The organism is Tabrizicola oligotrophica (assembly GCF_011008935.1).
Lineage (GTDB): Bacteria > Pseudomonadota > Alphaproteobacteria > Rhodobacterales > Rhodobacteraceae > Tabrizicola_A > Tabrizicola_A oligotrophica.
The window spans coordinates 1-254 of record NZ_JAAIVJ010000054.1 but is presented as its reverse complement, the minus strand read 5'-3'; the positions used below and the strand labels follow the sequence as shown (position 1 = coordinate 254).

Sequence of the window (254 nt, the reverse complement as noted above, 5' to 3'; positions counted from 1 at the left end):
GGGAGCCTATGCCGTTTGATTGCCGGTCAAACCTGCCCACGATCCCGTGGAAAGACTGCCCACCTTCGCGTGGAATCCGCGCCCATCATCCCATGGATTGACTGTCCACCATCGCGTGGAACACGCATGCATGGCCCATGTCAGGCGCAAGTTCGTCGACATCCACCGGTCGCAAGGCTCGCCCATCGCCGAAGAGGCCATCGGCCGGATCGCCCAGCTTTATGCTGTGGAGAAGGAGGCCAGAGGGTCGCCAC

1 pseudogene is annotated in these 254 nt (G+C 62.2%); it reads left to right on the top strand.

The window, feature by feature from the left end:
- Positions 1-118: 118 nt before the first annotated feature.
- A pseudogene (locus G4Z14_RS18790) lies at positions 119-254 on the top strand (IS66 family transposase); the annotation flags it as partial.